Raw genomic sequence first — 25041 nt, 5'->3', positions numbered from 1 at the left:
GCCATGAGACCTAGTGACAAGCCACACCGTTTTCCAAGCCTGTTCCATTGTTGGATGGGCAGCATGGCAATTGTGTTATTGGCGCTGCCAGTAAGCGATACCCTGAGCGCCTCAGGCAGTAAGCCTGTCGAGCGAGTTTATGTCACCGCGCCTGCGGCACCTGCCAGTCAGAGTGCTGCTGAAATGGAGCGTAAAAGCGCTGGCTGTATGAGCTGTCACACCGCGACAGATGAAAAAACAATGCATGCCAATCCCGCGGTTAAACTCGGCTGTAGTGACTGTCATGGCGGTAATGCTCAGGTACAGCGTCCCAGTGGTACAGAGAGTTTGGCGGATGCCGGATATCTCGAAGCATTGCAGCAGGCTCACGTATTGCCGCGCTACCCCGAGCGCTGGGGCTTTCCTTCAAGCGCTAACCCAGAGCGAACTTACACTTTACTAAACAAAGAAAGTCCTGAGTTTGTACGTTTTATTAACCCCTCGGATTACCGCATAGCAGAGCAGGCCTGTGGCGCCTGTCACCTGCCAATTATTGAGGCGGCTAAGCGCAGCCTAATGTCTACCTCAGCCATGTTTTGGGGTGCCGCTGCATATAACAATGGCATCTTGCCCTACAAGTACTCCATTTTAGGTGAGGGCTATACGCGCGAGAGTGAGCCGGCCAAAATTCTTGGCCCAGTTAAGCCCAGCCCAGAAATGACCCGCATGAGTATCTTGCCAGAGCTGTATCCATTGCCAGCTTGGGAGACTATGAAGCCGGGCGATATCTTCAGGGTCTTTGAGCGGGGCGGTCGCAACATTGGCAACCTGTTCCCTGAAACTGGCCTACCTAATGCGCTGGGTCAATTGCAGCGCATAGAAGAACCGGGCCGTCCGGACTTTCGTCAATCCAACCGCGGGCCCGGTACCGGCGCGCGAATTTCAGTTCCAGTACTGAATATGACCAAGACTCGGCTCAATGACCCGCACTCTTGGTTTATGGGCACTAACGACCAGCCGGGGGACTATCGTCAGTCTGGCTGTGCCGCTTGTCACGTGGTCTATGCCAACGACCGTGACCCGAAGCACTCGGCGCTTTATGCCCAGTTTGGCCACACAGGTGAAAGCCAGAGTATCGATCCGACTATCCCTAAAAATCAGTCGGGCCACCCCTTAAAGCACGCCTTTACCAGAGCTATACCCACCAGTCAGTGCATGGTTTGCCACATGCACCAGCCCAATATGTTTGTTAACAGCTACTTGGGTTATACCATGTGGGATTACGAGTCCGACGCGCCCTCTATGTGGCCTGAGAAGCAAGTTTATCCCAGTGATAAGGAGCGTCACGACGTGCTTGAGCGCAACCCAGAGGGCGCTGCACCGCGGGGTAAGTGGGCAGACCCTGAGTTCCTCAAGGCGGTGTCTGAACTCAACCCCGGATTGAAAGACACCCAGTTCGCCGACTACCACGGCCACGGCTGGAACTTCCGCGCTATCTTCAAACGCGATCGCGAGGGCAACCTACTGGATGCTGAAGGTGAGCAGGTCAGCGACGACGATCCAGCAAAGTTCGACAAGGCAGTCCACATGGCCTCTATCCATATGGAAAAGGGCATGCATTGTGTGGACTGTCATTACGGTCAGGATAATCATGGCAACGGACACATTTATGGCGAAGTCGCCGCTGCCGTAGAAATTGATTGCAAGGATTGTCACGGCTCAGCTCAGGCCTATCCGAACCTGTTTACTTCTGGCCCTGCCGCTCTCGATGGAGGCACCGACTTGGGCGCGCTTCGCAACCCAGACGGGCGCAAGCGCTTTGAGTGGCTAGGCAACAAATTGATTCAGCGCTCGGTCTTGGATCCGGAGCTTGAGTGGGAGCTCAGCTTGGTGAAAGACAGCGTGACCCCGGGTAATGCTGAGTACAACGAGAAAGCCGCTCGGGCCAAACTGATGAGCCGCGATACGGCCACTCAGGACTGGGGCACAGATGTGGCCTCTGACAATCTCGCGCACTCTGACGACGAGATGGAGTGTTATACCTGCCACACTTCATGGACCACTTCTTGCGCTGGCTGTCACTTGCCGATTGAGGCAAACAACAAAACTGAGCGGCACCACTACGAGGGGGGTGAGACGCGAAACTTTGCCACTTATAATCCCCAGGTATCCCGTGACCAAATGTTCCTGCTAGGTAAGCGGGAAACAGCGAAAGGTGGTAAGTATGCACCGGTGCGCTCCAGTTCTGCGCTGGTCTTGTCGTCCACTAACGCCAACCGCGAGAAGATCTATATTCAGCAGCCGCCGATAGCAGCCAGCGGCTACAGCTCTCAGGCCTTTAACCCGCACTTTCCCCACACTGTACGTAAAACAGAGACCAAAGAGTGTGAGGATTGCCACCTGTCGAAGGATAACGATAACAACGCTATTCTCGCTCAGCTGATGATGTATGGAACGGGCTTTGTAAACTTTGTCGGCCACTATGCTTGGCTAGGTGCTGAGGAGCAAATCAGCGGCGTAAAAGTCACCGAATGGGACGAACCACAGGCCGTACTGGGGAGTTATTTGCATCGTTACGCCTACCCAGATTACTTCCAGCAGCACCAGCAAGCAGGTGGCGTTCTGCAGGAGGGGCACATTCATCGCAGTGGGCCCGCAGCCTGTGTGCAGTTGCGCGGTGAGTACTTGTTTGTTGCTGAGGGTGACAAAGGCATGCAGGTCTATGACGTAGCCGGAATCGCCAACAAGGGTATTTCTCAGCGGGTTATTAGCGGGCCCTTTAGTCCCCTCGGGCACAACACTCGCATCCCTAGCAGCAATGCGACATGCGTGGTCTTACCAACTAACCAGCCGATCCATCCTTCGCGCAACGAAGGAGAGTTGATGCGCGACATTAACTTAGAGCAGCCTTTTCATCCCTTGTACAACTATGTGTACATTACGGATGCTAAAGAAGGTTTGATCCTGAGCGATGTCGATACCCTAAGCGATGGCGAGCCGCGCAATAATCACTTGCAGCGCGCGCTCACCTGGAATGAGAATGCTGTTCTCAATGGAGCGCGGCACATGGTCTTAGGTGGTAAGTATGCCTATATTGTGGCTGATGCCGGTTTGGTGGTGGTAAATATCGACCAGCCCCTGCAGCCGCAACTCGAGGCTGTGGTGCCGCTCAATCAAGGTCATTCAGTAGCGCTGCAGTTCCGCTATCTCTTTGTCACCGATGCCGATGGCCTCAAGGTGATTGATATCACTGAGCCCAGTGCGCCGCACTTACTCCCAGAAAATACCATTGCTCTGCAGCAAGCGGGGCGTATGCATCTGGCTCGGACTTACGCTTATGTGGCTGCAGGCAGTGAGGGCCTTGCGATTGTCGATATCACTCAGCCGAGCAGGCTGCGTTTGTTGCAGACATACAGTGATGGTCTAGTGGATAGCCGCGATGTCACTGTGGCCAGTACCAATGCTTCGCTCTTTGCCTACGTGGCCGATGGCCGAGGGGGCTTGAAAGTATTGCAGTTGACCTCGCCAGATTCACAGCCTAAGTTCTATGGCTTCAGTCCTGAGCCCAAGCCTGAATTGATTGCTAGCTACCCCACCGCGTCGCCAGCGCTTTCTTTGAGTCGTGGTTTAGAGCGGGATCGCGGCGTTGATGAAAGCGGAGGGCAAGTAGCAGTATTTGGACGAATTGGTGCGCGGCCACTCAACTTGGAAGAGATGCGCAAGCTCTATGTCGATGAAAACGGCAAGCCTTGGTTTGTAGAGAATAAAGCAAGCGCTGAAAAGGCAGATAAAAAATGAGATTTGGCCGAGTCATCATCAGCCCTTGGGCTGCACTAGTGGCGGCCTTAGTGAACAGTGCCTCGCTCAGCGCCGCTCCCTTGCCGGAGGCTGCTAGTAATGTCCATGAGGGAGTGGCTAGTTGTGCGAGTAGTGTTTGTCACGGCAAGGTGAGCAAGGACCCCAGTGCCACCGTTTGGTTGAACGAGTACCGGGTGTGGTTGCGCCAGGACTATCATTCCCGAGCTTATCGCACATTGCAGACAGCTCAGTCTGAGGCAATCGCCCGAAAGCTGGGTTTGCCCAGCGCTGCCGGCGCCAAGATTTGCCTGGATTGTCACGCTGATAATGTCCCCAGTGAGGCGCGTGGTCGCCGTTTTCAGATTTCTGATGGGGTCGGCTGTGAAGCCTGTCACGGGGGTGCTGGGCAGTGGTTAGAGAGCCATGCTGAACTTGGCACAAGTCACGCCGATAACATAGCCAAAGGTATGTATCCTACAGAGCAGCCTTTGCAGCGGGCTAGGTTGTGCCTGTCCTGTCACTTGGGCACTAAAGACAAATTTGCCACTCACGAAATTATGGGTGCTGGACACCCGCGTTTGGCCTTTGAACTAGAGACCTTTACGGTTAACCAACCGGCTCACTACGAAGTGGACGCTGACTACCGTGAACGCAAACCGGCGATTGCGCCGGTGAATATGTGGCTGGCAGGTCTTGCGGTAACGAGCATGCAAAGTCTCGAATTACTGCAGGAGCAGTGGTTCACTCGTCAGAGCCTAATACCCGAGCTATCGTTTTATCAGTGTCACGCCTGTCATCACCCGATGGATGATTTGCGCTGGGCTCCAGAAGGGGCTGCTGCATTACCGCCGGGCACGGTGCGCTTGAACGATGCTAACCTCTTGGTGCTGATTGAAGTGCTGGCCATCCTAGACCATGACAAGATTAATGAGCTGAGCAGTGGCCTGCAGCAACTGCATCGCGCCTCAATGGAGAGCCGCAGTGCAGTGCTTAATCAAGCTAAAGCACTGCAGCAAGTACTCGAGCCAGTGGCTAGGCAGGTGAGCGGCGCAAATTACAGTACTGAGCGCTTGCGGGGCTTACGCAGCGGCTTATTAAAAGCTGCTGGGGCCGAGCGCTTCCGGCACTTTACGGCGGCAGAGCAGGTGTTTCTAGCTGTGGAAACCTTGAGTATCGCAGTGGGAGATAATAGCCGGCTAGAGTCTGCACTCGATGCTTGGTTTAAGTCAGTAGAAGATGAGAACGCCTTTGTGCCGCAGCAGTTTGCGGTTCTGGCCAAGCAAGTCATGGGTGCACTGTGAGTGAACATCAGGTACTGAAAGACGGTAGTGGCGCCACACACATCGGGCGCCGAGAGCATAACGAAGATACTTACCTAATCGATGTGGAGCAGGGCCTTGCGGTGGTGGCGGATGGGGTCGGCGGACATCAGGCCGGTGAAGTTGCCAGTGCTATCACCTGTGAAGTCATCTTACGGGAGCTAGTTGCAGGGCGCTCTGTGGAGCAGGGCATTCGCAGCGCCAACCGCGAGGTGATGGCTGCAGTTGCACAAGGCCGTGGCAAGTCGGGTATGGCTTCCACCGTCGTGGCTGCGCGTTTTTCCGACAGCGATTACGAATTGGCCTGGGTGGGAGATAGCCGATGTTATCTTTGGGATGGCCAGTTAAAGCTCCTCACCCGAGATCATTCCTATGTGCAGGCGCTGTTGACCAAGGGACAAATTACTTTGGCCCAGGCGCGCAATCATCCACGAAAAAATGTCATTGTACAGGCCGTTGGTTTACAGGAAGATACCAAGCTGCAGGTTGGTATTAACGGCGGACGCCTTGCGCCAGGTCAGGTGCTTTTGCTCTGTAGTGATGGCTTGTCTGATGTAGTCGACAGTGCTCAAATGTCGGAAATACTCTCCGCCAATGCCTCGCTTGCAGTGCGCTGTCAGACTTTGGTCGATGCTGCGGTGCAAGCTGGGGGTAAAGATAATATCACGGTTGTTCTGTTACCAGGCGCTGAGCCGAAATCTGGATTGGCCCTGCTAGAGCCGGATGTGCTGTGGAGCTACGATCCTAAAAGCGGTGATTACACTGGTCTGCCTGAGCTGGAGGAAGAGTTTTCGGGTGAAGCAGCTGCTGTGCCGATACCTGCTGTGCGCCGCGTAGCATCACGCCAAAGTGATGGCACTCCCGGGGAGCAATTGCAGTCAACACAGATGTTATCAGCCAGTGATATTGAGGCTGCACGCAAAGCGGCCAAACAAGAACAGGAACAGGGACGGCGTAGCAGTCGCTGGCTATTTGCTTTAGTGGTGGCTGCACTGATAGTTGGCAGTGTGGCATACAGCCTCGACATTATTTTTAGAGGCTGAAAGGACGGTAGAACATGACAGATTTTAGTGCAGCATTGCTCGCAGCTGATGGCAGTAAGCATGGCTTAAGTGGCGCGGATGGTGAGAGTCTTGAGCGTCGCGTAGGCCGTTCAGCAGATTGCGATATCACTATTGATGACCCTAGAGTATCTCGCGCGCACGCTTTGTTGCGCGTCAAAGAACAGAGTCTCAGTATTGAAGACCTTGGCTCAGCTAATGGCACTCAGGTAAATGGTAGAACAATCAGCGCTGAGACCACCCTCAGCGACGGCGATACGGTCAGTTTTGATAAACACAATTATGTGGTCATCTTGAGCGGCGTCAGTGCGGACATGGATGCGACCATTGTTGGTGGAATGGACGACGCTACGCTTGTTTCCATTCCTGAGCCTGAGCCCAAAGCTATGCCGGAGCCGGTCAAGGAAGCACCAACAGCAGAGCCGCTAAAAGCTCAAGCGCCTTCGGATCTACCCGGCAGTTGGACTGATTCGGGCACCAGCGATAGCACGCGGGTATTGTCACTTGACGCTATCGCAGAGTCGGAAAGCGGGCCTGTCGACATGGAGCGCGCTTCCGATCTGCCACACCTCATTTTAGTGGCGACAAGTGGCAGCGGAGCTGAAGCAGTTGAGCTGCAGGTAGGTGATGGCACTAAGCCAGATGTATGGGAAATCGGTCGTGATCCCAGCTGCGAAGTGGTGGTGGACGAGCCAAGTGTGTCTGCGCGGCACGCTCAGTTAATTCACGACAATGGTCGCTGGCGCTTGGTTAACTTAGTGTCGGCTAACGGCATCTTCGTTAACGGTGAAAAACGTCTGACAGCTTACTTAGCCGATGGGGATGAGATTCGCTTAGGTATTGCTTCGCTGATATTTCGGGCGGCTGCTGGGAGTGTCGTGGCAGCGGCGGCTAAAGCTGCTTCAGATCAATCTGCGCAGCTAGCTGCTGCAGGCTCTAACAAAGGCTTCAGCGCTACCCTTGTGCTGACGGTGGCAATACTCGCTCTGGCGGCAGCAGCTGCGGCATACTTTTTGCTTTGAGTGCCACAGACACTAGCGAGAAAGGAGGGCTTTAGCCCTCCTGTTGTTAGTTGGCCTTTAGTTGTTCAACTTCAGCGTTAATAGTGTCGGGGTCGCTGACATGTTGCTGCAGAAGCTCTACTAGGGCATCAATATTTTCTCGGTCGACATGTTCCACCGAAAACCCCAGCCGCTCTGCTTCAACGTGCTGTAAATAAGCGTGTAATTCCAGCTCAGCACTCTCATCTAATTGAATCACTAAGGTGAAAGGCTCGTTGTACTGCGCGTCCCAAGTGTCAGGCTGATCAGTGGCTGCGCCACCCAGGGATATGCTGAGTAGGCGCTGCTGCCAAACGCTGCCGCCCTGATGAATAGTCACAGGTAGATCTAGTTCTATGCGGGTGAAATCACGTTTTTCACGATAAGCTTCACTCATAAGGAGACACTTCCAAATTCCACGATAAAACTACTATAGCGCCGCCTCACTGACATTGCGAGACGGCTCTCCTTACTACTTGAGCTTGCGGTATTTCACTCGCTGGGGCTGATCTGCCGCACTGCCTAAGCGAGCCTTGCGGTCCGCTTCGTAGTCGCTGAAGTTGCCCTCGTGGAATACCACGTTGCCATCGTCTTCATAGGCTAGTATGTGAGTGGCGATTCGGTCAAGGAACCAACGGTCGTGTGAAATTACTAGCGCGCTGCCGGGGAAGGCGAGGATCGCTTCTTCCAGTGCGCGCAGTGTTTCTACGTCAAGGTCGTTGGTTGGTTCGTCCAGCAACAGAACGTTGGCACCCTGCTTGAGCAGTTTGGCTAGGTGCAAGCGGTTGCGCTCTCCACCAGAGAGGTCTTTCACAAACTTCTGCTGGTCGGAGCCTTTGAAGTTAAAGCGGCCCACGTAGGAGCGCGAGTTCACTTCATAGTTGCCGATGCGAATCACGTCCTGTCCGTCAGAAATTTCTTCCCAGACAGTCTTGCTGCCATCTAAGTGATCGCGGGACTGATCGACATAGCCAAGCTCTACAGTCTCACCAACATTAACTTCGCCGCCATCGGGCTGCTCGATGCCCATCAGGATTTTAAACAGCGTCGACTTACCCATGCCGTTGGCACCGATGATGCCCACTATGCTGCCCTTGGGCACGCTAAAGCTGAGGCCGTCAAACAGCAGTCGATCGCCGAAGGTTTTCTTGAGGTTACTGACTTCGATGACTTTATCACCTAGGCGAGGACCGGGTGGGATGTAAATTTCGTTTGTTTCGTTACGTGTCTGGAATTCCTGTGACTGCAAGTCTTCAAAGCGCTGTAAGCGTGCCTTGCTCTTAGCTTGGCGGCCCTTAGGGTTGCTGCGCACCCACTCGAGTTCTGACTTAATAGCCTTCTGATGAGAGGCTTCTTGGCGCTGCTCTTGCTGCAGGCGCTGCTCCTTGGCATTGAGCCAGTCGGAGTAATTGCCTTCATAGGGGATACCGCGACCTCGGTCGAGCTCTAAAATCCAGCCGGCGGCGTTATCTAAAAAGTAGCGGTCGTGGGTAATGGCTACTACTGTGCCGGGGAAGTCGTGTAGGAAGCGCTCTAGCCATGCTACGGACTCTGCATCTAAGTGGTTAGTCGGTTCGTCCAGCAACAGCATGTCTGGGGCAGAGAGCAGTAATCGGCACAGTGCCACACGGCGCTGTTCACCGCCGGAAAGGGTTGTTACGTCGGCATCCCAAGGCGGTAGGCGCAAGGCATCGGCAGCGACTTCCAGTTTCGTTTCGATATTGTGCGCATCGGTCGCCTGGATAATGTCTTCCAAGCGCGCCTGCTCTTTAGCGAGCGCATCGAAGTCCGCATCAGGCTCTGCGTAGGCTGCGTAGACCTTGTCCAGTCCAGCTAAGGCATCAATGGCTTCTTGCAGGCCTTCTTCCACATTGCCGCGCACGTCCTTGTCGGGGTTGAGTTGCGGCTCCTGGGGTAAATAGCCAATTTTGATACCTGGCTGGGGGCGAGCTTCACCGAGAATGTCGGTGTCGAGTCCCGCCATAATTTTCAGCAGGGTGGATTTGCCCGCTCCGTTGAGTCCCAGCACGCCAATTTTGGCGCCAGGAAAAAACGACAGTGAGATATCCTCAAGAATGGTTTTCTTCGGCGGCACGACTTTGCCGACGCGATTCATGGTATAGACGTATTGGGCCATAGTAGTGGGATAACCCTGTATTAAAAATGTGGGTGGATTTTAGCAGGAATAGGGCAGCGCTTCAGCGTGTGCTCATGTATAGATCCTGAGTACCAGAAAAGGTTTTATTGCCAGCCCGCGAAGGCCAGCTGGCCCATCCGCTGGGCTAGCTTTAGTAAGGCTCTGCAGAGTTAACCGGCGATTGGCGCTTGGCTCAAGTCCTCGGGGTCCAGCTCATCTTCTACTGGGCCATAATTTTCGTGGAACTCATCAACCTGCCAGTTTGTTCGTCCGCCAATTTCGGCGATGTGGAACAGAGCGTCACCTTCGTAAACCAGTGGTAGATTGGTGCGCCCGATCACTATGCCGGCATTTTCTGCCACCACATCTACTTCGCTGACGCCCAGAGGGTCGGCAATAAAGCCGATAGTTTGGCCTTTCTCAACCTCGGCGCCCAAGGGAACTAAAACGCGTAATATCCCGCTTTCCGGTGCTCGGAGCCAGCTTGTGCTGCGACTGATGACTGGAGGCTTAATTCGGGCGCGACTCTTACGCAACATGCCCAAGTGGCGCATGACATTGAGTACGCCCTTCACACCAGCGCGAATATAAGTCTCATCAAAGCGCAGTGCTTCACAGGATTCATAGAGCAGCACAGGTACGCCCATGTCGCCGGCAGCCTGACGCAGTGAGCCATCGCGAATTTTCGCATCAATGGCTAGCGGTGCGCCAAAGGCTTCGGTCATCGCTAGGGTTGCCTCGTCTGCTAGATTGGCTCGAATTTGCGGGAAGTTGCTGCGGTGACGTGCGCCAGTGTGCAAGTCGATGCCATGGCTGCAGTGCGCCACCACCTCATTGAGAAAGGTCTGCGCGATGCGTCCCGTTAATGAGCCCCGACTGGAGCCTGGAAAAGAGCGGTTTAAATCGCGCCCATCTGGTAAATAGCGCGTGTGGTTAATAAAGCCGTAGACATTAACGATCGGAATTGCGATCAGGGTGCCGCGCATGCGCTCTAGCAGCGGATCTTTCAGTAGGCGTCGAATGATTTCTACACCGTTGATTTCATCGCCGTGAATAGCGGCGCAGACAAACATCACCGGGCCGGGGCGTTTGCCGCGAATGACCTTCAGGCTGATCGATAAGTTGTCGTGGGTGTAGGTGGGGGCCACCGGAATTTCGATTATGTATTGCTGACCAGGCAGCGTTTCTTGGCCACCAATCGTTAGCACTTTGGCATTCTTGCTAGGCATCTTCGTCATCCTCTGGCGCGCCAGCAGGGCGCAGCCCTTGAAGATAGGAGCGGGCCGGGTCGACTAGAAAATGGCCGCGCATGGCTGTGCGGCCCAGCAGCATACGAAAGCGCATACTCTCACGGTCGGTGAGCGTGAGTTCAGCGTCAATGCTCTGCTTGCCAATTTGTAGGCGGCTCAAGATAACGTAGCGCTGCTCGCGGTGGCCGCCAGAGTCTGTTACTTGGCGTTGGTCTAGCACGCGGGCTTCGCAGTGCACCACATGTTCAGTATTGAGTTGTTGCGGGTGAATACCAAAGCGTACCCACTCTTCACCGTCACGGCTAAAAGGCTCTAAATAGAAGGCGTGTAAAGCGCTGGTGCGTGCGCCGGTATCGATCTTTGCTTTGATCCGATCAATGCCCAGATCAGGTAGGGCTAGCCATTCACGCCAGCCTAATACTGCTTTTTCTGTCATACCCGTTCACAAGTTGTTACAACAGGCGGAGTATCTACGCCCCTCGTCGGGATGTAAACTGCTAGAGTGCCCTGCATGGGCGATCCGGCCTGGCACGAAGTGCTCGAATACAGCCTCGCTGCGCTGCCTTGAGTCCTTGGGCTAGCTGCAGTGCCTGTCACTTGAGCGCCATGCTGACCTTCTTCAAACACTACAGTACTTAGCCAGCATGGCAGCCTGTGCGAGCCTCATGGCATGAGTTGCTATCTGCTCTCGTTCAGCAATGCAGGGATATCAATAGCATGCTCAACGCCGTCAAGATGAATTTCAGCTGCAATAGGCAGGAATTTCAACAGATTCGCAAGCCAATCAGCAGAATTGGCGAGGGGCTTACTCTCTGTCGGCCGTTAATATGCCCTACACTTCACCTACTTTTTTGCGCTTGTCTGCTTGGGGTGCGTGGATGCCCAGCTCACATCTGCGTGCTGGCTTAGTAGCATGAGCTAATAGTCCGCGTCAGCTCAGCTGTTTAAGAGAGCAATAAGCGGCCCAGAAGGCGTTTCATCCTTGGGTTGATGACTCTGGCTGACCCATTGCCCATATAAGCCAAGCATTAGCGATAACAGCGGGGTGAATGACGTTTTTGTTAATGACACAATATTAAGTGCTATTTTTTTTAGCGTGGGAGAATAAAGAGATGAGGTTTGGGCTGAGAAAAGGCCGAATAGTGCTTACTCTTTTATTGGCGGCGGTGGCCTTCTTTAGTTGGCAGTACTGCAGCCCTGAAAAAGAAGTTGCCCCAGCTGTGATGCAAGTGGGGCGTGAGGATATTGAATACTTAGTGACAGCCATTGGCAGTTTAGAGCCGAGAGATTATGTGGATGTTGGCGCACAAGTGTCTGGCCAACTTACGGCACTGCATGTGGATGTGGGGGATGAGGTTGAAAAGGGCCAGTTGCTCGCTGAAATAGATGCCGATGTACAAGAAGCGCGGGTATCGGCTAGTCGTGCACAGCTTAAGGCTTTAGAGGCTAATTTGCGCGAGCGGCAAGCGGAGCAAGAGTTAGCAAGGCTAAAGTGGCAGCGCCAACAGCGTCTAGCTAAGGATAACGCGACCAGTGATGAAGCCTTGCAAAGTGCACGCGCTGAAATGTTGATTGTGAATGCTCAAACAGAAGCGCTAGTCGCGCAGATAGAGCAGCATAAATCAAGCCTACAAGCAGATGAAGCTACGCTAGGTTATTCGCGTATTTACGCGCCGATGTCAGGAACCGTCGTGTCCTTAGAGGCGCGACGAGGGCAAACTTTAAATGCGAATCAGCAAGCCCCGCAGCTTTTGCGTATTGCGGACCTTAGTGTTATGACGGTGTGGACGGAAGTGTCAGAGGCTGATGTAAGCCGCCTGCAATTGGGCATGCCCGTCTATTTTTCGCCACTAGGTAACACCACGCAACGCTGGCATGGCACTTTGCGCCAAATTCTTCCCACGCCAGAAAAAGTCAATAACGTGATTCTCTATACTGCTTTGTTTGATGTGGATAACTCATCCGGTGAATTAATGACCAAGATGACCGCGCAAGTGTTCTTTGTGTTAGCTGAGGCTAGTAACGTTCTGGCTATTCCTATGTCGGCATTAAGCACAAATGAGGGCGGTGTAACCACGGTGTATGTTCGAGACGATGAAGGAAATGTTGAAGAGCGCGTGGTGCAGCGCGGTATTGATAACCGTGTGAAAGTCGAAATAAAACAAGGCTTGGCAGAAGGAGAAAGTATTTTACTGCAGCCTAGCACCGCTAAAGCGAGATCAGCAAAGAACACAAACTCCATGGCAAAGGTGCGCTGATGGCTACGCCTCTTTTGCGCCTGCGCAACATTCGCAAGCAATACTCCCAAGGGGACGCTTTTCTCGAGGTGTTAAAAGGCGTTGATGTGGATATTTATGCCGGTGAGTTCGTGGCCATTATGGGGGCATCGGGTTCAGGTAAATCCACTTTGATGAATATTTTGGGCTGTTTAGATCGTCCTAGCTCAGGCACCTACGAGTTTGCAGGGCAAGAGGTGAGTCACTTAAAGGATGACGAGCTAGCTTGGTTACGGCGCGAGGCCTTTGGTTTTGTGTTTCAAAGCTACCATTTAATTGCTGCCTCAAATGCTTCTGAAAATGTTGAAATTCCAGCGGTGTATGCAGGCTTGCCGGCCGCTAAGCGTCGTGAAAGAGCGCAGCAACTACTGACGCGTTTGGGGCTAGGTGATCGCTTGTATCACACCCCCAGTGAATTATCAGGTGGGCAGCAGCAGCGTGTTTCTATCGCGCGCGCTTTAATGAACGGTGGCAGTATTATTTTAGCCGATGAGCCCACAGGCGCATTGGATAGCCAAAGTAGCCAAGAGGTGATGGTCTTATTGAGCGAGTTGGCTGATGAGGGGCATACCGTTATTTTAATTACTCATGATGCGCAGGTAGCCCAGCATGCTGAGCGAGTGATTGAGTTTAAAGACGGTATGATCATTAACGATACGGGGCACAATAAAAACAAGCAAACGCCATTGCCGCCAAAGTTGTTAAATCTTAAAAGTGCAGCAAGCAGTAAAAGTGTTTCTGTGTTGGTGGAAAGCCTGGAAGCCATAAGCATGGCTTTGCGATCTTTAAAAGAGAACTGGTTCAGAACTGTATTAACCTTGCTGGGCATTGTGATTGGTGTGGGCTCAGTGGTGGCCATGCTCGCTATTGGGCAGGGTGCAAAGGATGATGTACTAGAACGTTTTAGTTCCATGGGCACTAATTTACTGGTGGTGCAGCCGGGTGCTGATCGTTTTGCACGACGCAGTGCAGATGGCGGTATGACCAGCTTGTTACCTGAAGATGTACCTGTATTGGCACAGCTAGCGAATGTGAAAGCCGCCGTGCCAGAAAGTACAACAGGGGTCACGGCGCGGGCAGGAGGCTTAGACACCACTACACGAGTGAACGCTACGAGCGCGGACTATCCTATGTTGCGTGACTGGCTACCACAAGAAGGTGTTTTCTTTAGCCATGAAGATAACGATCGCTATGCCGCGGTAGCGGTTATTGGGCAAAGCGTGGCGCGTGAACTGTTTCCACAAGGCGGGCCGGTGGGCGAGTTTGTTTTATTGAATAACATTCCTTTTCAAATATTAGGCGTGATGAGCGAGCAGGGTGCGACCCCATGGGGGCAAGATGCCGACGACATTATTTTTATCCCCTTGAGTACTGGTAGCTTGCGGGTATCGGGAAACCGCTATGTGGATCGCATTACGGTGGCGGTATTCGATACAGCTAGTATCGAGCAAACAGAAGAAGCGCTACGGCAGGCCTTGGTTCAGCAACACAATGGCAATGAAGATTTCCGCGTACGCAATATGGCTTCCATCGTGGCTTCAGCCACAGCAGCAAATAACACGCTGACTATATTGCTCGGCTCCATAGCCGCTATTTCATTATTGGTCGGTGGTATTGGGGTGATGAATATTATGCTGGTGAGTGTGACTGAGCGCACCCGTGAGGTGGGTATACGTATGGCCACTGGGGCCCGCACACGCAACATTCTTCAACAGTTTTTGGTGGAAGCAGTGGTGGTGTCTATCCTGGGCGGTATTATCGGTGTGCTAGGAGGGCTTGGCGTCGCTGCACTGATAGGCGCTTGGTTGATGCCAGTTACTTTTTCCATACCGATTATGGTATTGGCCTTCGCTTGTGCGGCAGGCACGGGCTTGGTTTTTGGTTTTACCCCCGCACTCAAAGCCGCTCGTTTAGATCCTGTTATCGCACTGAGTAGTTGATGATGGATAAATTACTGTTGCGCGCGTTTATTTTACTGCTTTTTCTATCATACCCGTTCACAAGTTGTTACAACAGGCGGAGTAGCTACGCCCCTCGTCGGGACGTAAACTGCTAGAGTGCCCTGCATGGGCGATCTGCCGTATTAGTGTAATCCTACACATAGGCTTATATGCCGGCCGCTTTTTGAGTAGAATACGCGCCTTTGAATTCGGGGCATCATCGCCCCAGCCAGCCGAGGGATACCGATGTTTGACCGCAGCATGACCATCAAGGGTTTTGACGACGAAGTTTTTGATGCAATTAGTGCAGAAGAGCGCCGTCAGGAAGAGCATATCGAACTGATTGCTTCTGAGAACTATACCAGTCCTCGCGTGATTGAAGCTCAGGGTACCGTACTGACCAACAAGTATGCCGAAGGCTATCCAGGCAAACGTTACTACGGTGGCTGCGAGCATGTGGACGTGGTTGAGCAACTGGCCATTGATCGCGTAAAAGCGCTGTTCGGGGCGGATTATGCCAACGTTCAGCCGCACTCAGGTTCCCAGGCAAACTCAGCGGTTTATCAGGCGCTCTGTGCCCCGGGCGACACCGTTCTGGGTATGAGCTTGGCTGAAGGTGGCCACCTGACACACGGCGCCAAGCCTAACTTCTCAGGTAAAATGTACAATGCGGTGCAGTATGGCCTGAAGCCTGAGACCGGTGAGGTCGACTACGAGCAGGTTGAAGCACTGGCGTTTGAACACAAGCCCAAGATGATTGTGGCGGGTTTTTCAGCCTATTCGCGGGTGATGGACTGGTCTCGTTTCCGTGACATCGCCGATAAAGTGGGCGCTTACCTAATGGTTGATATGGCTCATGTGGCCGGTTTGATCGCCGCGGGCGTTTACCCCAACCCAGTGCCATATGCTGATGTAGTGACTTCAACTACCCACAAAACTCTGCGCGGCCCACGCGGTGGTGTGATTCTGGCCAAGGCCAATGAAGAGCTGGAGAAGAAATTCCAGTCTGCAGTATTCCCCGGTGGTCAGGGTGGCCCCTTGATGCACGTGATTGCAGCTAAAGCGGTTAGCTTTAAAGAAGCGCAGAGCGAAGAGTTTGTTAGCTACCAGAAGCAGGTCGTGAAAAATGCTCAGGCCATGGCCAAAGCCTTTATTGACCGTGGCATTAAGATTGTTTCTGGCGGCACCGACAGCCACCTCATGCTGGTTGACCTGATTGGTAAGCCCTACACCGGTAAAGACGCCGATGAGGCACTGGGTAAGGCCAACATTACAGTGAACAAGAACGCGGTTCCTAATGATCCGCGCTCACCCTTTATCACTTCTGGTCTGCGTGTGGGGACCCCCGCTATCACCACTCGCGGTTTTGGCGAAGCTGAAACAATCGAACTGGCTGGCTGGATGTGCGACATCTTAGAAGCACTCGAAAAAGGCGATGCTGAGCAGAGCATTGCTGAAGTTAAGGGCAAAGTGCTGGAAATCTGCAGCCGCTTCCCAGTTTATAGCTGATGGGCTGTTGATTGACTGAGTGAATTAAAGGGGGCTTCGGTCCCCTTTTTTATGTACGGGCTCGCTGCTTAGCCTAGCAAAAAGTCACTTTTTCACAGACGCCATTTGCAGTCCGTGTACCGCTCGCAAATATGTTAATCTTCAAGCACTTAATTCAAGCCACTTTCACTGGGGTGGCTCATTGCAGGAATAGATCATGCACTGCCCTTTTTGCGCTGCCGATGATACTAAAGTCATCGATTCTCGATTGGTCGCCGAGGGCGATCAGGTGCGCCGTCGCCGTGAGTGCTTAAGCTGTAAAGAGCGTTTCACTACCTATGAGGTGGCAGAGTTAGTCATGCCTCGGGTAATTAAGCAAAACGGTAACCGCGAACCTTTTGATGAAGACAAGTTGCGTGCCGGATTTCAGCGTGCGCTGGAGAAGCGGCCGGTTTCCGTGGAGGATATTGAAGCCGCGATAAATCAGATCAAGCATGATTTGCGCGCCACCGGCGAACGTGAGATCGGCTCTCGGGTGTTGGGTGAGCTAGTCATGGACAGCCTAAAACAGTTGGATCAGGTGGCTTACGTGCGCTTTGCTTCGGTGTATCGCAGCTTCCAGGATATCGCTGAGTTTCGCGACGCTATCGAGTTACTCGAGTCCGATACCGCTCGGGGCGCTGAGCCGGCTTAAGTCCCCTGATGAGCAATTTTACCGAAACAGACACCCGGATGATGGCGCGCGCCCTGCAGGTGGCGCGACTCGGGCGCTACTCAGCAATGCCCAATCCTCATGTTGGCTGTGTATTGTTGCGTGATGGCCAAGTCATTGCTGAAGGCTTCACCCAAGCTGCCGGTGGCAACCATGCAGAAATTCAAGCCCTGCAGGCCGCGGGAGATGCTCGCGGTGCCACGGCTTATGTGACACTGGAGCCCTGCAGCCATTATGGCAAAACCGGGCCCTGTGCCGAGGCTTTAATCGCCGCTGGGGTGGTTCGTGTGGTAGCGGCCATGGAAGACCCTAATCCACAAGTGACAGGCCAGGGTTTGGCGCGCTTGCGCGCGGCTGGTATCGAAGTGAGTAGTGGGCTGCTACAAGATGAGGCAGAGCAGTTAATTGCTGGCTTTATTGCCCGCATGCGGCGCGGCAGAGGGCGAGTTCGAGCCAAGTTGGCGATGTCGCTCGATGGTCGCAGCGCGATGGCCTCGGGTGAAAGTCAGTGGATTACGGGGCCTGCCGCCCGACAGGATGTGCAGCGTCTGAGAGCTAGCAGTTGCGCTATTATTACTGGGGTCGGCACGGTGCTCGCCGATGACTGCTCGCTGACGGTACGGGCGGCTGAACTGGCTTTGCCAGCGGATATGGCAGAGCAGGCCTGTGCTCGTCAGCCCTTGCGAGTGGTGATGGACTCGCGCTTGCAAAGCCCGCGCACAGCAAAGGTGCTTGATAGTACTGCGCCAAGCTTGTTGTGCCACGCGGAGTCGACGGAAGTGCCCGCTGCCCTGCTGGACTGTGATCGCTTGCCCTTGCCCAGAACTGACAATGGCTTGGATTTGCAGCCATTGATGGCTGAGCTTAACAGGCGGCAATGCAATGAAATTCTGGTAGAATCTGGGCCCCGTTTGGCTGGCGCCATGCTTCAGGCCGGTCTGCTGGACGAATTGTTGGTGTATATGGCGCCAACTCTGATGGGTAGTCTAGCCCAGCCTCTGCTGCACTTGCCGCTAAATGAGATGAGCGAAAAAGTGCCATTACAGATACGCGACCTAAGGCAAATAGGGCAAGACCTACGTTTCACCTTGATACCCGGCTGAGCCAGCTGCCAGCCTCAATACTCACAGTTAGGATGCACTATGTTCACAGGCATTATTCAGGCCGTAGGCGAGGTCGCTGCACTGCAAAACAGTGGCGGTGATTTGCGTTTGCGTGTCCGCAGTGCTGCTTTGCCGCTGGATGACGTGGCGCTTGGTGACAGTATTAGCACTAACGGCGTGTGCCTGACAGTGACCGAGCTGCCTGGTGATGGCTATTGGGCCGATGTGTCACGGGAGACCCTCGATTTCACCACCCTAGGCAGTTTGGTTGTCGGCAGTCGTGTGAATCTAGAGAAAGCCTTAACTCCCGCCAGTCGCTTGGGCGGCCATATTGTCTCTGGTCATGTGGATGGCGTGGGTGAGGTGCTTAGCTTTACTGAAGATGGCCGCTCGATTCGCTTTGTACTGCGCGCGCCCGAGGCGCTGGCTAAGTATATTGCACACAAAGGCAGCATTACTGTGGATGGCACCAGTCTGACCGTGAACGCCGTACGCGGCGCTGAGTTCGATCTCAATATCATCCCCCAGACTATGCAGGAAACAATCTTTGGCACTTACACGCGCGGCAGCCGGGTTAACCTTGAAGTTGACGTGATCGCCCGTTACTTGGAGCGGCTCATGTTAGGCGATGCCGCTGCCGACCCCCAAGCCGAAGGCCTGTCGATGGCGACTTTGGCCGAGAACGGCTATCTGCGCCCTTAAGGAATTTTAATGCAACTCAATACTGTAGACGAACTGATCAGTGATATCCGCCAGGGACGTATGGTGGTGTTGCTGGATGACGACGCTAAAAGTTACAACGAAGGCGTGGTGATGGTTGCCGCGGAGCACTGTGATGCTTCACACGTCAATTTTATGGCGCGCAAGGCGCGGGGCTTGGTTTGTCTGACCTTGACCGAGGATCGCTGTCGGCAGCTTGATCTGCCCTTGATGGTCGAATCAGCTCACAGTGAAAAATCTAATTTTACTCTGTCAATTGAAGCTGCTGTGGGTATTGATACCGGCATTTCGGCGGCAGACCGTGCGCGCACTATTCAAGCGGCAGTGGCTCCCCATGCGCTGCCTGCGGATATCGTTCAGCCGGGGCACATCTTCCCTCTGACAGTCATGTCTGGGGGTGTGCTAACACGCGCAGGACACACCGAGGCGGCATCAGATTATGCACGCTTAGCAGGTTTACTGCCGGCGGCAGTGATTGCCGACATTCTCACTGCCGACGGAGTACTGGCCGACGGCCCAGCTCTGATCGAGTTTGCCCAAGAACACAAGCTTAAAATTGGCACCATTGCCGATTTGATTCATTTTCGTCTAGCTAACGAGCGCACCATTCGCCGCATCCGCGAAGGCGTCATTAACACCTCTTACGGCGAGTTTCGTCTCACTGCATATCGCGATCAAACGGAAGGCGAAGTGCACTTGGCTTTGTCCCGAGGCACCATTGTGGAAAATGAGCCGACGCCGGTGCGGGTGCATGTTACCTCTGCTCTGCGTGATTTAGTGACCAGTGAGTTGGCGGATGTATCATCTTGGAGCTTGGGCAAATGCCTGGCCTATGTTGCCGCCCAAGATCGCGGTGTGGTGGTTTTACTAACTCGCCAAGAAAGCTCTGAACAACTTTTGGCTAGTATCGATCTGGCCTTGGGTGATGATTCTGCTTCTCCGGCGACGCCGGATAGTTACACCACGGTGGGTTTGGGCTCTCAGATTTTGAAAGATCTGGGCGTCGGAAAAATCCACCTGATGGGCGCTCCCATCAAGTACAATGCCATCTCCGGTTTCGACCTGGAGGTTCTGGACTTTATTGAACCGGCCTAAAACAAGGACCTGATCATGCACAATATCAAAACCATTGAAGGCAACTTCGCCAGCGCCAAAGGCCAGTACGCTCTGGTAGTTGGTCGCTGGAATAGCTTCGTGGTAGAGCACCTACTAGAGGGCGCGATCGACGCGCTGCGCCGCCATGGTATCGATGATAAACAGATCACGATCGTACGTGCCCCAGGCGCCTTTGAAATTCCATTGGTGTGCCAAAAGGTTGCCAAAACAGGCAATTACGATGCGATTGTCGCTTTGGGCGCGGTAATCCGCGGCGGTACTCCGCACTTTGAGTACGTGGCGGGTGAGTGCACTAAAGGTATCGCGCAAGTTAGCATGGAGCACGGAATCCCGATTTCCTTCGGTGTGTTGACTGTGGACTCCATTGAGCAAGCGATAGAGCGCTCGGGTACTAAAGCCGGTAACAAAGGTGCCGAGGCGGCCCTCTCTGCGCTGGAGATGGTGAGTCTGTTGGGCAACTTGGATTGAGCGGGCTAATTTCGTGAGCAAACCCCATAACACATTGGCCGCTGAGCGTCGTAAAGCCCGTCACTACGGTATGCAGGCTTTATATCAGTGGCATATGGCAGCAGCCCCGCTGAACCAGATTGAGGCGGAATTTCGTGGTGAGTACGATTTTAGTCACGTCGATGGCGACTATTTTCATGCCTTGCTGCACGGAGTTCCGGCCTCGGTCGATGAGCTAGAAGCTGCATTTACGCCCTACTTAGATCGCGGTATTGAAGAGCTCGGTCCTATCGAGCGCACTTTGCTGCGGATGGGGACGTTTGAGCTGGCCCAGCGCATTGATGTGCCCTACAAAGTGGTGATCAATGAGGCGGTGTCGCTGGCCAAGAAGTTTGGTGCCACCGATAGCCACAAGTACATTAATGGCGTACTTGATAAGGCAGCCCGTGAACTGCGTAAAGTAGAAGTAGGCGCCTCCTCTTAGAGGCCGCTAAGCATGGCCGCCGGCGAATTCGATCTCATTTATCGCTATTTTTCCAGCTTGGGCCGAGGTCCTGCTGTAGATCTTAGCGTTGGTGATGACTGCGCTATTCTCAAGTTGCAGCCGGGTGAGCGCCTCGCGACTTCCATTGATACGCTGGTGGAAGCTGTGCATTTCCCCGCTGAGGCCTTTCCTGAAGACCTAGGTTTTCGTGCCGTTGCTGTGGCGGCCTCTGATTTGGCTGCCATGGGCGCGAAACCAGTGGCAATGACTTTGGCTTTGAGCCTGCCTGAGCCCGATGAATTATGGCTGCATACTTTTAGCGAGGGTTTGGCGGCGGCAGTCAAAGCCTTCGACTTGCCATTGGTTGGCGGTGATACCACTAAGGGGCCGCTCACTATCACTGTGCAGGTTATGGGCGCGCTACCCGCCGATAAGGCTCTGCTACGCAGTGCTGCACAAGTGGGTGACATGCTCTGTGTGAGTGGCCCCTTGGGTGACGGCGCAGCAGGCTTGAGCGTGGTGCAGGGTGAATGGGAGGGTCGCTGGCAGGGTGGGGCGCAGTTCGCTGACTACCTTGAGCAGCGTTACTATCGGCCCAGTCCGCGCCTCGCTTTGGGGCAGCAATTATTAGGCAGCGCCACGGCGGCGATAGATATCTCTGACGGTTTGCTAGCTGATGCTGGGCATATTGCCGCAGCTAGTGGCGTAAAGTTAGTCATAGAGCCCGAGCTCATCCCGCTGTCAGCGGCATTGGCAGCCCTTAAAGATCGCGAACAGGCCCTGCGCTGGGCGCTGAGTGGTGGTGATGATTATGAGCTGTGCTTTTGTTTGCCCTCTGGCAGTCCTGTCCCTAAAGGCTGTACACGAATAGGGCAGGTGGTGGCCGGTGAGGGTGTAGAGTGCAATAGCTCTGTGATTAGCCAGGCAGGTTACCAACACTTTTAATGAAAGCACCCACTCCTTTTAAAGACCCAGTCCAGTTTCTAGCCTTCGGCTTTGGCAGCGGGCTATCGCCTAAGGCGCCTGGCACTGCTGGCACCCTGATGGCTCTGCCACTCTACCTGCTGCTCGCCCCACTACCCCTGCTCTCTTATAGCGCGGTACTTGTTCTGAGTGCTATAGCAGGTATTTGGATTTGTGACCGTGCCAGTAAACAATTGGGTGTTCATGATCATCCGGGAATCGTGTGGGACGAGTTTGTTGGCCTGTGGGTGACGATGTGGGCCGTGCCGCAGGGTTGGTCATGGCTGCTAGCTGGCTTTTTGTTGTTCCGCTTGTTCGACATTGCCAAACCTTGGCCGATCGGTCCGCTGGATAAGAAGGTCGAAGGCGGTTTTGGGATCATGATTGACGATGTCATTGCCGGCATTATGGCTTGTGCAGTGCTGCATTTGGCAAATTTAGTATTGTTTACTTAGCGCTGTTCTGCTGCACTAAGCTATTCCAGCTTGCTTAAGCTCATTGCTTGGAGCGTACATGCGATATATTGCAGCACTATTGATGGTCCTGGCCTTGGTTACGCCCCCAGTCTTTGCCGGAGGCCCTCAAGTGGTGGTGGAGGCTTTGTTGCCTAATACTGCCGTGATGCAAGTCAACGGTGCGCGTATTACCCTGCGCGCCGGCCAGAGTCGCGCCGGTGTGAGCTTGATCAGTGCAAACTCAAGGCAAGCCATTGTGGAAATCAATGGTAAGCGGCAAACATTGAAGCTGCACCAGCGGATTAGTGCTAGTTATTCAGCGCCTGAGTTACGGCAGGTCGAGGTTCCCCGGGATGCTGCTATGCAGTACCGTACAACAGCGGCGATTAACGGGCGGGCTGTGCAGGTGCTGGTAGACACTGGAGCGAACGTTGTAGCTATGAATGCCGGTCACGCTGCTGCCTTAGGCATTGACTATCGTGCGGGCCAAGAGGCTCAATTAGAGACCGCTGGTAGCCTCATTAAGGCCTGGTCTGTGTCATTGCAAAGTGTCGATGTCGGTGGGATTCGAGTGGATAATGTCCGTGCTTCAATTACCGAAGGCGATTTCCCCTCGACCATTTTATTGGGTATGACCTACCTGCAGCATGTGCAAATGCAGGAAAAAAACGGTGTTTTGCTATTGTCTCGGGAGTGGTAGCGGCAACTAAACCGGTAACATTACCGAGCTTGTCGCACAAGCTGCTCAAAGTGGTAGAATACACGCCCTTTTTTAAGCCCCGGAATACTCTAGAGTGCCAACACGCTACGTAGAATCCTCCCGTCTTCCCACCGCTTGGGGGGTGTTTGATATCCATGGCTTTGATGATCTGGAGGCCAACAAAGAGCACGTGGTGCTGACCATGGGCGATGTTGGCGATGGGGAGCCTGTGCTGGCAAGGGTTCATTCCGAATGCCTCACGGGTGACGCCTTGTTCAGCCTTCGCTGTGATTGCGGCAATCAACTTGAAGCCGCCCTTAAGGCAATCGCAGAAGAGGGCCGCGGCGCACTGTTTTATTTGCGACAGGAAGGCCGCGGTATTGGTTTGCTGAATAAAATTCGCGCTTACAAACTGCAGGATGCCGGTGCCGATACAGTAGAGGCCAATGAGCAACTGGGTTTTGGTGCTGATATGCGCGATTACAGCGTACTCAAACCTATGCTTGAGCACCTAAAAATCAAGCAAGTGCGCCTAATGACAAACAACCCGCGCAAGGTAGCTGCTCTGGAATCCGCTGGCGTTGCTATTACTGAGCGAATTCCACTTCGCACTGACAGTAACCCACACAATGAAAAGTACTTGCAAACCAAGGGTTCAAAATTAGGCCATTTCTTCGGCCACTAATTCCTCTGTTGCTCCCGCAGTGCTGGGGCGAATGCGAAGACGCTAAGCCCTTGTTACCCTTTTAATGTTTTCTGTCAACGATATAGCGCCCTAGCTCCCGCAACATCTCTGCTGATTCGCCGAAGTCATTCAGTGCCGCCAGAGCCTTCTCAAGCAGTCGCTGTGCCTCAGACTTGGCGCCCTCCAAACCCATCAGCTTCACATAAGTAGCCTTATTTTCCTGCTCGTCCTTGCCTTGGGTTTTACCGAGGGTTTGGGTGTCACTTTCAACATCTAAGATGTCATCCACCACTTGGAATGCTAGCCCGATATGCTCCGCGTATGTATCCAGAGCGACTAGCTGTGCTTCACTGGCACCAGCCGCAATGCCACCTAAGGCCACTGAGGCCCGAATCAATGCCCCAGTTTTCATTGCGTGCATAGCTCGCAGTGCTGCCAGCGAGAGATCTTTGCCCGTCGACTGAATGTCCACATATTGCCCGCCAACCATGCCGGCAAAGCCAGAGGCCTCGGCTAACACCTTGATCATCTTGACTTTTTGCTCAGCACTAAGCTCTGGCGCATCGGCGATTATCTCAAAGGCACGGGCTTGCAGGCCATCGCCTACTAGAATCGCAGTCGCATCGTCGAAGGCCTTATGCAGAGTGGGTTTGCCACGTCGCAGCTCGTCATCGTCCATGGCTGGCAGGTCGTCGTGGATCAGGGAGTAGGTGTGAATCAGTTCCAAGGCTAAAGCTGCTTTAATGCTTGCTTGCTCAGCTTCACTAATGGCTCGCCCTGCAGCGAAATAGAGAATAGGGCGTACCTGTTTACCGCTGTTGTTCAGCGCGTACTCAAGTGCCGCAAGTAGATTCGCCGGTAGTGAGCCAGAAGCCGGGTAGACCGAATTCAGCTGCCCTTGCAGGCGAGACCGGCAACGATCAATAAAGTCGCCTAAAGTATCCGCCACGACTAATTGTCATCCATATCCGCTTCTTCAGGTACATCGGCAAGTAATTGCTGCACCTTTTGCTCCGCACTCATGAGCTCATGCTGTGCTTGACGTATCAGTTTGACGCCCTGCTCAAAGCTCACAAGGGATTCCTCAAGTGGCGTTTCTGAATGCTCCAGCTTGGCAACAAGTGCTTCCAGTTGCTCAATAGTGCTGGCAAAGGTGGCAGGCTTTTTCTTAGGTGGCATGAAATAGGGTCCAGATAGAGTGTTTTGAGATTATAACAAGAGCTAAGTTGTTAAGCGTAAGGAACAGTTTTTTTTGATAAGGCAAAGCTAGGCCGCTTATGGCCTGACCCTCACCCAGTTTATTTGTTTAGAAAAGTTTAGCCACATATTATGCAGGCTTAGTTGATACTGACCTTTTGCTTGCGATTT

23 protein-coding genes are annotated in these 25041 nt (G+C 53.6%); 17 read left to right on the top strand and 6 right to left on the bottom strand.

The genetic code is table 11. The features are described 5' to 3' along the window. Window positions 1-3 precede the first annotated feature (3 nt). From H2508_RS00365 to H2508_RS00350, 4 genes are read left to right on the top strand one after another with little or no spacing between them, the layout of a single operon-like run. A complete protein-coding gene (locus tag H2508_RS00365; RefSeq protein WP_220463527.1) occupies window positions 4-3777 on the top strand; it encodes an LVIVD repeat-containing protein in 3774 nt (1257 codons plus the stop codon). After that, complete coding sequence (locus tag H2508_RS00360) at window positions 3774-5078, top strand: multiheme c-type cytochrome (protein ID WP_182168431.1); 1305 nt, start codon at window positions 3774-3776, stop codon at window positions 5076-5078. The genes H2508_RS00365 and H2508_RS00360 overlap by 4 nt, the downstream gene beginning before the upstream one ends. Next, entirely contained in the window at window positions 5075-6139 is a 1065-nt protein-coding gene (locus H2508_RS00355) for a PP2C family protein-serine/threonine phosphatase (protein ID WP_220463526.1), read from the top strand. The genes H2508_RS00360 and H2508_RS00355 overlap by 4 nt, the downstream gene beginning before the upstream one ends. 14 nt (window positions 6140-6153) lie before the next feature. Next, the gene (locus H2508_RS00350; RefSeq protein WP_182168430.1) at window positions 6154-7179 is read left to right on the top strand and encodes an FHA domain-containing protein; all 1026 of its coding nucleotides are present in this window, start codon (window positions 6154-6156) and stop codon (window positions 7177-7179) included. A gap of 46 nt (window positions 7180-7225) precedes the next feature. On the opposite strand, the gene H2508_RS00345 is transcribed toward H2508_RS00350, so the two are convergent. From H2508_RS00345 to H2508_RS00330, 4 genes are all read right to left on the bottom strand, one after another. Beyond that, the gene (locus tag H2508_RS00345; RefSeq protein WP_182168429.1) at window positions 7226-7594 is read right to left on the bottom strand and encodes a PilZ domain-containing protein; all 369 of its coding nucleotides are present in this window, start codon (window positions 7592-7594) and stop codon (window positions 7226-7228) included. 75 nt (window positions 7595-7669) lie between these two features. Beyond that, window positions 7670-9334 carry an energy-dependent translational throttle protein EttA gene (ettA, locus tag H2508_RS00340; protein WP_182168428.1) on the bottom strand — a complete coding sequence of 555 codons (1665 nt, stop codon included), beginning with the start codon at window positions 9332-9334 and terminating at the stop codon, window positions 7670-7672. A gap of 170 nt (window positions 9335-9504) precedes the next feature. Next, window positions 9505-10563 carry a succinylglutamate desuccinylase/aspartoacylase family protein gene (locus H2508_RS00335; RefSeq protein ID WP_328799268.1) on the bottom strand — a complete coding sequence of 353 codons (1059 nt, stop codon included), beginning with the start codon at window positions 10561-10563 and terminating at the stop codon, window positions 9505-9507. Then, window positions 10556-11020 (bottom strand): ATP-dependent zinc protease family protein, encoded by a 465-nt coding sequence (locus tag H2508_RS00330; RefSeq protein WP_182168426.1) that lies wholly within the window; start codon window positions 11018-11020, stop codon window positions 10556-10558. Before H2508_RS00330 ends, H2508_RS00335 begins: the two co-directional genes overlap by 8 nt. A gap of 706 nt (window positions 11021-11726) precedes the next feature. On the opposite strand from H2508_RS00330, the gene H2508_RS00325 reads away from it, so the two are divergent. The 13 genes from H2508_RS00325 (at window position 11727) to ribA (ending at window position 23673) form a co-directional block, all read left to right on the top strand. Further along, window positions 11727-12842 carry an efflux RND transporter periplasmic adaptor subunit gene (locus tag H2508_RS00325; protein WP_220463525.1) on the top strand — a complete coding sequence of 372 codons (1116 nt, stop codon included), beginning with the start codon at window positions 11727-11729 and terminating at the stop codon, window positions 12840-12842. Further along, window positions 12842-14800, top strand: coding sequence for a MacB family efflux pump subunit (locus tag H2508_RS00320; RefSeq protein ID WP_182168424.1), 1959 nt, complete (start codon window positions 12842-12844; stop codon window positions 14798-14800). Before H2508_RS00325 ends, H2508_RS00320 begins: the two co-directional genes overlap by 1 nt. Before the next feature lie 246 nt (window positions 14801-15046). After that, a complete protein-coding gene (gene glyA / locus H2508_RS00315) occupies window positions 15047-16309 on the top strand; it encodes a serine hydroxymethyltransferase (RefSeq protein WP_182168423.1) in 1263 nt (420 codons plus the stop codon). Between the two features lie 196 nt (window positions 16310-16505). Beyond that, on the top strand, window positions 16506-16982 hold the full coding sequence (gene nrdR / locus H2508_RS00310; protein ID WP_182168422.1) for a transcriptional regulator NrdR: 477 nt from the start codon (window positions 16506-16508) through the stop codon (window positions 16980-16982). Between the two features lie 8 nt (window positions 16983-16990). Beyond that, entirely contained in the window at window positions 16991-18103 is a 1113-nt protein-coding gene (gene ribD, locus H2508_RS00305) for a bifunctional diaminohydroxyphosphoribosylaminopyrimidine deaminase/5-amino-6-(5-phosphoribosylamino)uracil reductase RibD (protein WP_182168421.1), read from the top strand. Window positions 18104-18142: 39 nt separating this feature from the next. Further along, on the top strand, window positions 18143-18805 hold the full coding sequence (locus H2508_RS00300; RefSeq protein ID WP_182168420.1) for a riboflavin synthase: 663 nt from the start codon (window positions 18143-18145) through the stop codon (window positions 18803-18805). 9 nt (window positions 18806-18814) lie between these two features. Next, complete coding sequence (gene ribB / locus H2508_RS00295) at window positions 18815-19918, top strand: 3,4-dihydroxy-2-butanone-4-phosphate synthase (RefSeq protein ID WP_182168419.1); 1104 nt, start codon at window positions 18815-18817, stop codon at window positions 19916-19918. A 15-nt stretch (window positions 19919-19933) separates the two neighbouring features. Continuing rightward, on the top strand, window positions 19934-20407 hold the full coding sequence (gene ribH, locus H2508_RS00290) for a 6,7-dimethyl-8-ribityllumazine synthase (protein ID WP_182168418.1): 474 nt from the start codon (window positions 19934-19936) through the stop codon (window positions 20405-20407). Window positions 20408-20420: 13 nt separating this feature from the next. After that, entirely contained in the window at window positions 20421-20870 is a 450-nt protein-coding gene (gene nusB / locus H2508_RS00285; protein WP_182168417.1) for a transcription antitermination factor NusB, read from the top strand. Window positions 20871-20882: 12 nt separating this feature from the next. Further along, a complete protein-coding gene (gene thiL / locus H2508_RS00280) occupies window positions 20883-21815 on the top strand; it encodes a thiamine-phosphate kinase (protein ID WP_182168416.1) in 933 nt (310 codons plus the stop codon). Beyond that, on the top strand, window positions 21815-22288 hold the full coding sequence (locus H2508_RS00275; protein ID WP_182168415.1) for a phosphatidylglycerophosphatase A family protein: 474 nt from the start codon (window positions 21815-21817) through the stop codon (window positions 22286-22288). Before thiL ends, H2508_RS00275 begins: the two co-directional genes overlap by 1 nt. Before the next feature lie 58 nt (window positions 22289-22346). Continuing rightward, window positions 22347-22988, top strand: coding sequence for a retropepsin-like aspartic protease family protein (locus tag H2508_RS00270; RefSeq protein WP_182168414.1), 642 nt, complete (start codon window positions 22347-22349; stop codon window positions 22986-22988). Window positions 22989-23082: 94 nt separating this feature from the next. Next, window positions 23083-23673: a GTP cyclohydrolase II gene (gene ribA / locus H2508_RS00265; RefSeq protein WP_182168413.1), complete on the top strand. Its 591-nt coding sequence runs from the start codon at window positions 23083-23085 to the stop codon at window positions 23671-23673. A gap of 61 nt (window positions 23674-23734) precedes the next feature. On the opposite strand, the gene H2508_RS00260 is transcribed toward ribA, so the two are convergent. Beyond that, window positions 23735-24622: a polyprenyl synthetase family protein gene (locus tag H2508_RS00260; RefSeq protein ID WP_328799266.1), complete on the bottom strand. Its 888-nt coding sequence runs from the start codon at window positions 24620-24622 to the stop codon at window positions 23735-23737. A gap of 2 nt (window positions 24623-24624) precedes the next feature. Beyond that, window positions 24625-24852 (bottom strand): exodeoxyribonuclease VII small subunit, encoded by a 228-nt coding sequence (gene xseB / locus H2508_RS00255; protein WP_182168412.1) that lies wholly within the window; start codon window positions 24850-24852, stop codon window positions 24625-24627. Between the last annotated feature and the right edge of the window lie 189 nt (window positions 24853-25041).

Source organism: Sediminihaliea albiluteola, from assembly GCF_014077625.1.
In the GTDB taxonomy this organism is placed as follows: domain Bacteria; phylum Pseudomonadota; class Gammaproteobacteria; order Pseudomonadales; family Halieaceae; genus Sediminihaliea; species Sediminihaliea albiluteola.
This window is presented reverse-complemented; position numbering and strand designations above follow the sequence as displayed.

Bases quoted from the DNA above. Each gene is read 5' to 3' on its own strand.
- H2508_RS00365 (WP_220463527.1), top strand. From the start codon at position 4: ATGAGACCTAGTGACAAGCCACACCGTTTTCCAAGCCTGTTCCATTGT.
- H2508_RS00360 (WP_182168431.1), top strand. From the start codon at position 3,774: ATGAGATTTGGCCGAGTCATCATCAGCCCTTGGGCTGCACTAGTGGCG.
- H2508_RS00350 (WP_182168430.1), top strand. From the start codon at position 6,154: ATGACAGATTTTAGTGCAGCATTGCTCGCAGCTGATGGCAGTAAGCAT.
- H2508_RS00345 (WP_182168429.1), bottom strand. From the start codon at position 7,594: ATGAGTGAAGCTTATCGTGAAAAACGTGATTTCACCCGCATAGAACTA.
- ettA (WP_182168428.1), bottom strand. From the start codon at position 9,334: ATGGCCCAATACGTCTATACCATGAATCGCGTCGGCAAAGTCGTGCCG.
- H2508_RS00335 (WP_328799268.1), bottom strand. From the start codon at position 10,563: ATGCCTAGCAAGAATGCCAAAGTGCTAACGATTGGTGGCCAAGAAACG.
- H2508_RS00330 (WP_182168426.1), bottom strand. From the start codon at position 11,020: ATGACAGAAAAAGCAGTATTAGGCTGGCGTGAATGGCTAGCCCTACCT.
- H2508_RS00320 (WP_182168424.1), top strand. From the start codon at position 12,842: ATGGCTACGCCTCTTTTGCGCCTGCGCAACATTCGCAAGCAATACTCC.
- glyA (WP_182168423.1), top strand. From the start codon at position 15,047: ATGTTTGACCGCAGCATGACCATCAAGGGTTTTGACGACGAAGTTTTT.
- nrdR (WP_182168422.1), top strand. From the start codon at position 16,506: ATGCACTGCCCTTTTTGCGCTGCCGATGATACTAAAGTCATCGATTCT.
- ribD (WP_182168421.1), top strand. From the start codon at position 16,991: ATGAGCAATTTTACCGAAACAGACACCCGGATGATGGCGCGCGCCCTG.
- H2508_RS00300 (WP_182168420.1), top strand. From the start codon at position 18,143: ATGTTCACAGGCATTATTCAGGCCGTAGGCGAGGTCGCTGCACTGCAA.
- ribB (WP_182168419.1), top strand. From the start codon at position 18,815: ATGCAACTCAATACTGTAGACGAACTGATCAGTGATATCCGCCAGGGA.
- ribH (WP_182168418.1), top strand. From the start codon at position 19,934: ATGCACAATATCAAAACCATTGAAGGCAACTTCGCCAGCGCCAAAGGC.
- thiL (WP_182168416.1), top strand. From the start codon at position 20,883: ATGGCCGCCGGCGAATTCGATCTCATTTATCGCTATTTTTCCAGCTTG.
- H2508_RS00275 (WP_182168415.1), top strand. From the start codon at position 21,815: ATGAAAGCACCCACTCCTTTTAAAGACCCAGTCCAGTTTCTAGCCTTC.
- H2508_RS00270 (WP_182168414.1), top strand. From the start codon at position 22,347: ATGCGATATATTGCAGCACTATTGATGGTCCTGGCCTTGGTTACGCCC.
- xseB (WP_182168412.1), bottom strand. From the start codon at position 24,852: ATGCCACCTAAGAAAAAGCCTGCCACCTTTGCCAGCACTATTGAGCAA.